Genomic DNA, 12033 nt, shown 5'->3' on the forward strand with positions numbered 1-12033 from the left:
ATCAAAAACGACTTACTCCTGATCTGAATTATAGACTTCATCAAGAATATCTTGCGCACCTTGCTTGAGTAATTCCTCAGCAACCTCAATGCCTAATTTTTCAGGATCAGCAGCATCACCACGTATTTCATGACGAAGCACCGTTGTTCCATCCGGCGAGCCAACTAAACCTCGTAACCAGATTTGATCACCTTGCAACTCGGCATAGCACGCAATAGGTACCTGACAACCGCCTTCCAAACGACGATTCATGGCGCGTTCTGCATAAACACGAGTCGCTGTCGCGTCATCATGCAAGGGCTTCAGCAATTCAATGGTCTCGGCATCATCCACTCGACATTCAATACCAACTGCGCCCTGACCACCTGCGGGCAAACTGGTATCGGTACTGATGCGTTCCGCAATGCGATCTTCCATCTTCAGGCGTAACAGACCGGCAGTTGCCAAAATGATCGCATCGTACTGACCGTCATCCAGCTTCGATAACCGGGTTTGAACATTACCACGTAACCACTTAACTTCCAGATCCGGGCGTTTCTGCATCAACTGACACTGACGACGTAAACTTGAAGTGCCCACCACGGACTTTGGTGGTAACTCATCAAGGCTCTTATAGTGGTTCGACACAAAGGCGTCTCTTGGGTCTTCGCGCTCACAAATCACCGACAAACCTAAACCTTCAGGAAACTCCATCGGCACATCTTTCATTGAGTGCACGGCAATGTCGGCTTCGCCGTCTAGTAGACACCGTTCCAACTCCTTCACAAACAAGCCTTTGCCACCGACTTTAGCCAAAGGCGCATCCAGGATTTTGTCGCCACGTGTCGACATCGCAACCAACTCAACAGTTAATTCTGGATGAACAGCCAACAAGCGTTCTTTCACGTATTCCGCTTGCCATAAAGCCAAAGGACTTTTGCGCGTTGCAATTCGAAGGGTTTTGGTAGTCATAGTATTCTCAAACCAATATTTCTAAAGAGACCCTATGCTACCAGAGAGGTAAGATCAGTAAAAACTGAAATACTGACAGACATCAAAGAGTTTGCATCAATTTTCTCAAACCAGAAACGTGGCGACGGCTGACATCCAAACTTTCATCCAGCCCACGAATCTTTACTTTGTGCTGGCCTTGCGTTGATCGTTCCATGGCTTCCAAGTGATTCACGGAAACCAGACAGTTCCGGTGAATGCGATAAAAGCGCGCCTCAAGCTCTTTTTCGAGATCTTTTAGGGTTTCATCAATTAACACTTCACCGTGATGATGATGAACCGTCACATACTTCTGATCGGCCCGAAAGTAGAAAATGTCTTCAATCGGTATGAGCTCCAATCCTCGATGAGTTCGAGCACTGATATGCGAACGTGCAGGTACTTCCTCTTGATCCTTAGACGGTTTACCTAGAGCTGAAAGCTGTGCTTTATTTAACTTTGTGGCTCGCGCCAGCGCCTGGCCCAACTCTTCTTTGTTCACAGGCTTCATTAAATAACCTAACGCCTGGACATCAAAGGCTTCGACTGCATATTCGTCATACGCCGTACAAAAAATCACTGCCGGGGGGTGCTTCTGATCAACCAATTTAGCAGCCGCCTGTAAACCATCCATTTCCGGCATACGAATGTCCATTAACACTACTTCTGGGCGAGCAGATTCCACTTGTCCAATTGCATCATTACCATTTTCGGCAGTGGCAACGACCTGATAGTCAGGTAATTCATCCACCATTCGTTTGAGTCGTTCACGAGCTAATGGCTCATCATCAACAATTAGAACTCGCATATACTAATCCGTACCTATTCCGTAATTCTTGGCTCGTATTCTTGAGGGATCAAACATTGGGATTTGCACTATTTCAAAGAATAGATGATTGTCGACACATAACAATCTTCCGTATTGCGTCCTTCGACTTTAGCACTCTCGCCATATATTGCTTTTAGTCTAGCGCGAATATTATTGAGCGCCATGTTCTGGCCTTTATGCTTAATATGAGCCGTATCAGGAATGGAGTTCGATACCACGATAATAACGTTCGAGTCGGTCTTATCGTAGCTGGCTTTCACTTTGATCCAACCCGGCTGTGACGAGGTTTGAATACCGTGGTAAATGGCGTTTTCAAGAACTGGTTGCAGAGTAAGTAACGGGATCGGCGTAGTTTTAGAGAGCCCGTCAATGTCCCATTCGATGTCAAGACGATCCCCGAGCCTTAAACTTTCCATCGACAAATATTTTTTGCACAGACTGACTTCTTCAGAAAACGCCACCTGAGACTTGTGTTCTCCCAAAGTGGCCCGAAACAAACTCGACAGGTCTTCTACTGCGCGCTCTGCTTTTTCTGGATCAACCATTATTAAGCTGGCAATAGTGTTCATACTATTGAACAAAAAATGTGGTCGAATTCGCGATTGCAAAGCATCGACTCTCGCTTCAAGTTCTGCTTTGGCCCGTTGAGTCAACTCTGCTCTGACATACAAATAGCGAATCAATAAGGCACTGATCAGTGCAGCAACCAAGCCATTCTTAAACACATGCGTCCAATCGATGGCATCTTCCTGCAACCACACTAACAACATGGACATGATCATAACCACGGCAACAATAACAAAATAACTAATGACCGCCGAAACCGCATCCGGCAATTGCATCAGGTATTTCCGCATGCTACAAAGCAACGCCGCACATGTTAGTGTGACCCATTGCAGGAACAACGAAAGCCAGCCTAACAACTCAAGTGAAATCTGATCCCACGGTTTTAACAACAGCACCACAAACGCAATGGCTTCAGCAAGGATCACTAGTGCGCCCAGGCTGGCACTCTTACATAAGTCAGGTAAGAAATAAGTAGGATTCTTACTGTCCATTTTGTACCCATCCAATATTAAAAATGCCAGAAACCAATAAATAAGTTCCCTAAATATCAACAACCTACCGCAAATGGTAATACAAATCCGGAATTAGGTTTAACTTTCAAACCCGAAAAACCCAAATAACGAAACACATAAAAAAACAAGTAGACTAAACTGTAGAAATTGATTCTCATTCAAATTTAGTTAGTAGCGCATTCATTCACCACTAAATTGCCAGATTCTTTTGAAAAGGACTTTTTATGTCTGTGCTTAAGAACTACAGAACGTTTAGTTCCCTGTTCAAGAACGCATCAAAGCTAAGTATTTTCCTTTTGATGCTTGCATTGCCATTCACCGCTACAGCAGCCAAAGACCACCTAACCCAAGGGGCTCCCATTGCTGTTTGTGATGATGAAAATCTGTGGCCACCTTACGCGTTTACCAAAAACAAGCAATTGACAGGTGCCATGATTGACGCAACTGAAGCGATATTTACAACCGCCCAGCTTAATTATCAAATTTACCTCAAACCATGGAAGCGCTGTCTTTCCCAAGTGGAACATTTCTCAGGGGAACCGGCATTCGAGGTCTTTATTAATGGCTCATACAGCGAAGAAAGAGCCCAAAAGTTTTTAGTGTCAGAACCGGTTTACAGTACAGGCAATGCCTACTTCTACTCAAATACTATGTTCGATGAAAAACCACACATCAATAACCTGGCAGACTTAAAAGACTTCTCCGTGTGCGGTGTACACGGATTCAACTATGAAATGTATCAAATCAAACCCAGTCAGCTGTCTGTTGTCGCAAGCGACCTGCATGCGGCCTTTCGTTTACTTAAAAGCGGACGCTGTGAAGTAATACTAAACGCCTATGCTGTGCCTTTTGGTTCTCAGTTCACTGATAGCCCGATGATTGATGACACCATCAAGGCCGAGATTTTTGATGAACTGCCGTCACAGAGCTTCCATGTCTTTGTTTCTCGGAAAACCCCGCGGGCCAGCTTCCTTATTGACCAAATCAACACCGCAATTCAACGCTTAAAAAAAGATGGCTCGCTCGATAGAATTTTCCGAACCTACCTACCGGATTGTGGTGCAGAATGTTAAAACTGTGTTTTTATCGGCCAGAACGTCAAGTTTTCGTACACAAATAAAATAAATTAATGTCAAAGAATGAACGTCCGATATACATATGTAACAGGCCTCAATCTTTTTTTGTATTGGTACGAAAAACCAGTTAAATTGAGTACTGTCGTCTATATTGTCAGTATCAGGGCTAATTTCTACGAAGCTATCGCAGGGATGCTTCAAAGGGAATTACATAATACTTAGCTAGCCGGTCAGAGTTGTATAGTGGGTGTAGAAAAAAAGATTCAACTTTCTCGAAGAAAATTCCTGGAGTACGCTACTTCTGCGTCTGCAGTTGCTTTCGGCAGTGCCTATACCATTTTAAAGCACGGCAACCCTCCTGTACCTGAAATTCAGGTAACGCCTCAAGTTGTTGCGACACCAGAAGTTCCAGAAATTATTACTCCACCAGAAACCCCGATCATTGCTGATGCCTCTCAAGCCATTGAAGAAGCAGAACGTCAACGCATGCTAGAGAAAGTTCAGCGCTTTGACGAAGATCTGGAAGGCGATATCTGGGTGACAGAACAAGAATGGAAAATTCTTAAAGCAACTTACGCCAGAATCGAACGCGTCAAGAAACACGTTGGTTATGGTCATTTCAATATTCTGTCTTTCGATGACATGCTGAAATACGCCAAAGCTGCACCGTCCATTGGTGAATTCACCAAGACCGAGCTCGCTCTTCTTGAAGGCTCGTTCTACCGAGAAGCCCAAGAACTTGGCTTTATGGGTACCAAAGTTGTTAAGAATCTCACCAACCAGATCAAATCGTCACAAGTAGTTAAAATTCCAGGTTCCGGACATTACCTATTTAAAGGCGACTCAGAACACTTCTTAGCGACGCTGCAAAAGAAAGTCGGCGACGACCTCATTCTCACCTCAGGTGTACGCAGCGTTGTTAAACAATATCAGCTCTATTTCCGAAAAGTCATCGACCGCAAAGGCAACCTATCCCGCGCCTCACGCTCTTTGGCGCCTCCTGGATACTCCTTCCATGCATCAGGCGACTTTGATGTTGGCCAGCGTGGCTATGGCAAGCTGAACTTTACCGCCGAGTTTGAAAACTCAGTTGTCTATAAAGAGTTGAGCAATCTAGGCATTATTCGTATTCGATACACCGCAGACAATATGCTGGGTGTGCGTTACGAGCCATGGCATATTCAACTGGCGTAAATGCGTTAGTTAAAACCATTCTCGCCTGCTGGTTTATCCCTCCCCTTAGCTCTTATCCAACTCATGAGCATGAGCTTTTATTAGTTGATCTGCCCGTTTTTGATCTTTAGTTAACATTAAGGTCTTTAGCGTGGTCTCTAATGCCGTGCTATAATCCGCCGCAATTTTGAGCATATGGGACGAGAAACTGAGTTATGTCTGATTCATCCAACACACCAAAAACAACAAATACCCAATGGGGCGGACGTTTTTCTGAGGGCGTTGATGCATTCGTTGAAAAGTTCACCGCGTCAATCGAATTCGACCAGCGTATGTATCGTCAGGACATTGCCGGCTCAATCGCCCACGCCACCATGCTAGAGAAAGTAGGCATTCTCACTTCCGATGAACTTAACCAAATTGTTCAGGGCTTAAACGAAGTTCAGCAAAACATTGAAAGCGGCAATCTTGAGTGGTCCATTCCACTAGAAGATGTGCACATGAACATTGAAGCACGCTTGACCGATAAGATCGGTATCACAGGTAAAAAGCTGCACACCGGCCGCTCAAGAAACGATCAGGTTGCCACCGATATTCGTCTTTATGTTCGTGACGAAATCGATTTCATCTGTCAGGAAATCACACGCCTTCAAGAAGGTTTAATCATGCTGGCAGAGCGTGAAGCCACCAGCATTATGCCTGGCTTCACTCACCTTCAAACGGCACAGCCGGTTACCTTCGGTCACCATATGATGGCGTGGAATGAAATGTTGGAACGTGATTTCGAGCGTTTCCAGGATTGCCGTAAGCGTGTTAATCGCTCACCACTAGGTGCAGCGGCGTTGGCCGGTACAACCTATCCAATTGACCGCCACATGACAGCAAACTTGCTTGGCTTTGACGCGCCTACTGAAAACTCACTGGATTCGGTCAGTGACCGTGACTTTGCCATCGAATTCTGTTCGGCGTCATCACTTCTGATGACTCACCTATCCCGTGCATCTGAAGAGTTAATTCTTTGGACTTCAGCTCAATTTAACTTCATCGATCTACCAGACCGCTTCTGTACAGGTTCTTCCATCATGCCTCAGAAGAAAAACCCGGACGTACCAGAATTAGTGCGCGGTAAGACAGGCCGAGTTAATGGTCACCTGGTCAGTTTGCTGACACTGATGAAAGCGCAACCACTGGCGTACAACAAAGATAATCAGGAAGACAAAGAACCGCTGTTTGATGTAATTGATACCGTGAAAGGCTGTTTACGCGCGTACGCCGACATGGTGCCTGCCATCCAGGTAAACGAAGAGGCCATGCGTGAAGCCGCACGTCGAGGTTTCTCGACCGCCACTGATCTTGCCGATTACCTGGTGCGTAAAGGCATGCCATTCCGCGACGCTCATGAAGTGGTTGGTAAGTCAGTTGGTTACGGCATAGAACAAGGCAAAGACTTGAGCGAAATGTCGTTGGAAGAGCTTCAACAGTTCTCAGACACCATCACCGAAGATGTGTTTGATATTCTGACACTGGAAGGCTCTGTCAACGCCCGCGATCACATTGGCGGGACCGCACCAGCACAAGTACTGGCGGCGGCAGGCCGAGCCAAACAGAAGCTGCAAGCCCGATAATCCTCAGGGTTTAAAGCCAATTTTTGGCGGTGTCGTATTCTGCGACATCGCCATGTCCTGTTCCATTATGTTATTCCTCTTTACATGCCTCCTCCTTTTATCCATCAAAACTCGCCATTCCTCTTCTTTTTAATTTTGTGCCTTTAAAAGCCCTTACACTTGGTCGATATATCTGTAAGAATCGAATCATTTTCAAGTGAATAATCACCCTGGTTTGCTGTAGGAATCTCCATATTTCAGGATCTACGGCTATACTCAGGTTAGCAATCAATCTTTACCCTTCTCCGGAGTGCGTGTGCAGGAACAACTTGTGGAATTGCCCGATATTAATGCCATTCAGGACATTGAGGACACGTTCCTACAGGTTAATGCACTTCGTTTACAGCGCACCCGTGACTCACTGACCATCAGACAACAAGGTTTTATCGACTTACTGCCACTGTTGTTCCACTTTAACAATCCGTCACTGCCCGGCTATTGCCATAAAGATACGCCTTGCGGCATCAGTCGTTATCGCCCAGGACGGGAATCACTGTCATTGCCTCGCAACGTCACCATGTCCTTGAAACGGCAAAAACAGCAACGAGGCCACAGAGCCATTGAGGCCATTTATCTGATGGGCAGCACCGGCACCATTGCTCATTCCCGACGCAGTGACTTTGACGTCTGGATTTGTACTCACCCAGAAATGCCTCTGGAAGAACAGGAACTGTTAAGTCGTAAGTGTGAAAAGATTACTGAGTGGGCACAAAAACTTGGCGTCGAGGCCTATTTTTTCCTGATGGACCCAATAAAGTTTCGTTCAGGTTTACAAGGCGAATTGACCGAGGAAAGCTGCGGCAGCACCCAGCATTTTTTACTCCTAGATGAGTTCTATCGCACTGCCATTCTGGTGGCTGGAAAGAAACCGGCATGGTGGTTTGTCCCCTTATCACAGCATCATATTTACGATGCCTATGTGAAAGACATCTTCGATCGTCGATTGGTGGAACCCGAAGAGTATTTGGATTTTGGCCCGATCAATGAATTCCCCATCAGTGAATTTCTTGGCGCCGGCATGTGGCAGCTATATAAAGCCATTGATTCACCCCATAAGTCCGCAATCAAGTTGATGATTGCCGATGTTTATGCCTCGGAATACCCCAACACCATTCCATTGAGCCAACGTTTTAAAGAAGCGTTGCATAATTCCAAGCACGAATTGGTGGATTTCGATCCCTACATCATGGCGTATCGAGTCATCGAAAACTTCTTGAAACGCAAACCTGACCTTCCAAGACTGGAAATTGTTCGTCGCTGTTTTTACTTCAAAGTCGGTATTAAAGCCAGTAAGTTTTCGGAACAACCACACCTCACCTGGCGAGAGAACTTACTGCAACAGTTGCTGGAAGAATGGGGCTGGTCACAAGAAAAGCTGGAACAGCTCGACAATGTAGATCATTGGAACGTACATCAAGTGGCCGCCGAGCGTAAAGCCATTGTTTCGGAACTGATCAAAAGCTATACCTCACTCACCGACTTTGCACGCCAATACGGTACTGCGTCTACGATGAGCGCCCGTGACATCAGTATTCTCGGCCGGAAGCTCTACGCCGCCTTTGAACGTAAACCCGGCAAGATTGAGTTTATTAACCCTGGGATCACCAAGTCTCTTGAGCATCAAGACCTCACCTTTAGTTACCACAAACACAAAGAAAGCCAACAGCACATCTGGGAAGTGTACGCAGGTCGCAGTGTCAGCTTAATTACACCGCCCATTTATCGCGCAAAAACCCTGATTAAAACGCTGTCCTGGTGCCGAGTGAACGGTATTCTAAGTAAGAACAGCTACACCTATTTAGACACCAACACCCAAGCCATCAGTCAAACCGATCTCCACCAGCTGGTCGATATCGTGTTGGATCAACTTCCGTTTCCACAGGAAAAGCTCAAACAAGAGGTTTTTTCGCAACCCGCGTATTACAAACAAATCATCATTGTAGCCAACACCGGGAAAGCCCTGCCAACCAACTTGAGTTTAGCCGACAATGCCAATCCGCTCAGTTATGGCAAAGAAAAGGTGAATCTGGTGGAATCGTTGGAACTGGTGATGATCAACTCCTGGAATGAAGTCATCACCAAACACTTCAGCGGTGATTCCGCCATCAAGCAGTGCTTATATCTGCTGATCAACTGCATCCCGAAGCAGAAAGAAAAGCGCCCTCAGATCTCGGTGCGCTGCTTGGGTTCGCAATTTAATGCGTTGATCCGAACCAAGCTCAAACATTTAGCTGAACAAATTTCCCTGATCTACGGGAACATACACAACTCAGAAAATACCCGTCTGATTGTCGAGTGCGGTAAAGAGTATTTAGTCCTTCAAGCCGAAGAAAATGAGGGAAATATTCAGTCCTACCTCAATATCTCGGAGCTGTTTAATGCACTCGGTGCACCCCAATCGAGTTTCAGTCCGATTGCTCTCGACAGCAACACCTTGAAATCTACACCATTGGATGCCATTTCACGTGTTATTCAAAAAGACCATATTCAAGTCTTCTATGAACTGGAACCGGCCATTACCCGCGCCAAAATTTATATTGTCGATGAGTGTGGTTCCTTGTTGTTTTACACCACTCCCTTCAACAACCCGGAGTCGTTACTGAATCCATTGATGCGATTTCTACGATCCGTACTCTTCCGGCAGCAAACACAATTAACCTTAAATGAAAGTCAGCTATTAAGCCGCAACATTCATTTCTGGGAAATTATCCGCACCCAACAACAAAGCTTCCAACTAAGACCCGTGGACATTGCACCGAGCAATAGAATGGACGACTTCTTTAACGTGCAAGCCATTGGTGATGGTTCCACCGAAGCTCGCTTGAAATTTACGCTGTATTGTAATCAGGAAGAGTTTTCTGAACTTGAGTATGGCGACCAGCTTTACACTGAAGTGGCTAAATACATTCTCTCAATTCGAAAAAATAAAGAGCGTTACCCCTGCTACCTTACTGATCTCGAATTGGCTAAGTCGGACAGCACACCGTTTCCTCCGGGTAGCCTGCAAACCATTCATTACCTCCGACAAAAAAGTCGCTTAGAAAAGCGCCTGAATCACGCTTTACAATCCGTTAAAATATAGCTTTCTGATAACACAGAACGGTTCGAGATATTTAAACTCTTCTGAATGAGTCGCTATCGAACCTTTCTTAACAAAAGTTATCGAAGGAAAGATCCCTAAAGTGGAGAATATGCGTCTATTCTTACTCCATAAAAGAATATTGCTGTCGCCGTCCTGGCGAACATCTCCATCGGTATACATTGAAAAGGAATATCATGACTATTCGAAGTAGAGTCCTAGGCTGGGGCACCTATGTTCCGCCTCGTATCGTAACCAATCAAGACCTCACCCAATGGATGGAAACCAGCCACGAATGGATCGTCGAACGTACAGGTATCGAACAACGCCATTGGGTTGAAGAAGGCGAGTCCGGTGCAGGTATGGCCGCCAAGGCCGCGAAAAAAGCCTTAGCCGAAGCTCAAGTTGAAGCCGATGAAATCGATATGATCATCTACGCCACCTTATCACCAGACGTCGACTTCCCGGGCACTGGCGTGTTTTTGCAACGCGAGCTGGGCTTGAAACCGCTGTCTGCTCTGGATATTCGTCAGCAATGTACCGGCTTTATTTATGGGTTATCGGTTGCAGATAACTTCATCAAAACCGGCATGTACAAAAAAATCATGGTGGTAGGTTCAGAAATCCATTCCACCGGTTTGGACATTTCAACCAAAGGTCGTGATGTCGCGTCTTTATTCGGTGATGGTGCCGGGGTTGCTATTGTTGGCGTCAGCGATGATCCTGAGATGGGTATTTTGTCCTCGCATCTCTACGCTGACGGTACTGATGCTGAAGCCCTATGGTTGGAAAAACCAGGCAGTAAGTATTTCCCAAGAATCAGCCATGAAGACATTGATGCTGGTCGTCACTTCCCGACCATGCAAGGACAGAAAGTCTTCAAGCAAGCGGTAACACGTTTACCACAGGTCATTTTGGAATCACTGGAAACCAATGGCTATAGCATTAATGACTTAGACATGCTGATTCCTCATCAAGCCAACCTGCGAATCAATGAGTTCGTCGCCAAAAAGCTGAAACTGGATGATACTCGTGTTCACAACAACATTCAGAAATACGGCAACACCACAGCAGCGACTATTCCTCTGTGCTTCAATGAAGCCTTGGAAGCCGGCAAGATCAAACGTGGTGACCTTGTCTGTTGTGCCGCCTTCGGTTCCGGCTTCACCTGGGGCTCAGTACTGATGCGTTACTAATACCGCGCCCTTTCAGCAAAGCTAAGGAACCTCATTCCTTAGCTTTGCAGGATCTTTCTCCTACCCAGTTACGCCTGTCAAAAATAGTGCTAGTGAATTTTCGCTTCAAGGCTATAATCCCTAGAATGCCAACTTATTGATTCTAATAGCCTATACCAGCACTTATGATCACCCTGTATCAATTCACCATATCTCAGTTCTGCGAGAAAGCCCGTTGGGCACTCGACCATAAAGGATTGATCTTCACCACGGAGAATTTATTACCGGGAACTCACGCGCGTAAAGCCCTGAAAGTGGCCAGCAGTACGCAACTGCCGATTCTAAGACATGGAATGAATTACATTCAGGGATCCGGCAACATCATCACCCATCTTGATGACGCCTTCCCAACCCGCCTTCTCACGCCCGAAGACCCAGAACTCAGAAAAGAAGCCTTGGAACTTGAGCGCCGATTAGACAAAGACGCCGGTTTACACCTTCGTCGCTTCTTCTACACCTATATGCTGCAAGACTCTCGACAACTGAGAAAACTGATCACCTTATATGGCCCGTGGTACAGCAATAACTTCTATACCCTTATGCTGCCAACCATTAAGAGTCGACTGGTCAGAGACATGAAGCTGAACGCATTAGAAGCCGAACGCTCTCGACTCATTCTTAATAATTTGTTGGTGCATCTGGATCAAAAACTCGAAAACAAAGAGTATCTCGTCGGTGATCGATTCACACGTGCAGATTTAACGGCCGCAGCCTTGCTAAGCCCGATCTGCCAACCGCCAGAACACCCTTACCACACAGAGAATTTACGGCTTCCCCATGACTTAGCCGAATTCCAGGATCGCCTCAAAGACCGCCCTTTCTATCATTGGGTGCAGCGACTCTATCAACAGCACCGCTGGGAAGTAAAACCCGCAGACCGTTATATGCTTTAACGCTTTCGGCCTTATCGAAACACCACCTCAATTTAA

9 protein-coding genes are annotated in these 12033 nt (G+C 46.0%); 6 read left to right on the plus strand and 3 right to left on the minus strand.

Annotation, left to right across the window (positions count from 1 at the left end; translation table 11 throughout):
- Positions 1 to 12: 12 nt before the first annotated feature.
- The 3 genes from hemC to ACFOEK_RS16045 form a co-directional block, all read right to left on the minus strand.
- A complete protein-coding gene (gene hemC, locus ACFOEK_RS16035) occupies positions 13 to 951 on the minus strand; it encodes a hydroxymethylbilane synthase (protein WP_386722479.1) in 939 nt (312 codons plus the stop codon).
- Between the two features lie 82 nt (positions 952 to 1033).
- Positions 1034 to 1777, minus strand: coding sequence for a LytR/AlgR family response regulator transcription factor (locus tag ACFOEK_RS16040; protein WP_386722480.1), 744 nt, complete (start codon positions 1775 to 1777; stop codon positions 1034 to 1036).
- Between the two features lie 68 nt (positions 1778 to 1845).
- Positions 1846 to 2856 carry a histidine kinase gene (locus ACFOEK_RS16045; RefSeq protein WP_386722481.1) on the minus strand — a complete coding sequence of 337 codons (1011 nt, stop codon included), beginning with the start codon at positions 2854 to 2856 and terminating at the stop codon, positions 1846 to 1848.
- Between the two features lie 245 nt (positions 2857 to 3101).
- On the opposite strand from ACFOEK_RS16045, the gene ACFOEK_RS16050 reads away from it, so the two are divergent.
- The 6 genes from ACFOEK_RS16050 to ACFOEK_RS16075 all read left to right on the plus strand — a co-directional run bounded on the left by ACFOEK_RS16050 (position 3102) and on the right by ACFOEK_RS16075 (position 11997).
- Positions 3102 to 3950: a substrate-binding periplasmic protein gene (locus ACFOEK_RS16050; RefSeq protein WP_386722482.1), complete on the plus strand. Its 849-nt coding sequence runs from the start codon at positions 3102 to 3104 to the stop codon at positions 3948 to 3950.
- Between the two features lie 246 nt (positions 3951 to 4196).
- A complete protein-coding gene (locus ACFOEK_RS16055; protein WP_386722483.1) occupies positions 4197 to 5147 on the plus strand; it encodes a M15 family metallopeptidase in 951 nt (316 codons plus the stop codon).
- A gap of 194 nt (positions 5148 to 5341) precedes the next feature.
- On the plus strand, positions 5342 to 6751 hold the full coding sequence (gene argH, locus ACFOEK_RS16060; RefSeq protein WP_386722484.1) for an argininosuccinate lyase: 1410 nt from the start codon (positions 5342 to 5344) through the stop codon (positions 6749 to 6751).
- Positions 6752 to 7046: 295 nt separating this feature from the next.
- Positions 7047 to 9872, plus strand: a complete 2826-nt coding sequence (locus tag ACFOEK_RS16065; RefSeq protein ID WP_386722485.1) for a class I adenylate cyclase — start codon at positions 7047 to 7049, stop codon at positions 9870 to 9872.
- A 194-nt stretch (positions 9873 to 10066) separates the two neighbouring features.
- Entirely contained in the window at positions 10067 to 11065 is a 999-nt protein-coding gene (locus ACFOEK_RS16070) for a 3-oxoacyl-ACP synthase III family protein (protein WP_386722486.1), read from the plus strand.
- A gap of 164 nt (positions 11066 to 11229) precedes the next feature.
- Positions 11230 to 11997: a glutathione S-transferase family protein gene (locus ACFOEK_RS16075; RefSeq protein ID WP_386722487.1), complete on the plus strand. Its 768-nt coding sequence runs from the start codon at positions 11230 to 11232 to the stop codon at positions 11995 to 11997.
- Positions 11998 to 12033: the final 36 nt, after the last annotated feature.

The organism is Litoribrevibacter euphylliae (assembly GCF_042646085.1).
In the GTDB taxonomy this organism is placed as follows: Bacteria; Pseudomonadota; Gammaproteobacteria; order Pseudomonadales; family Litoribrevibacteraceae; genus Litoribrevibacter; species Litoribrevibacter euphylliae.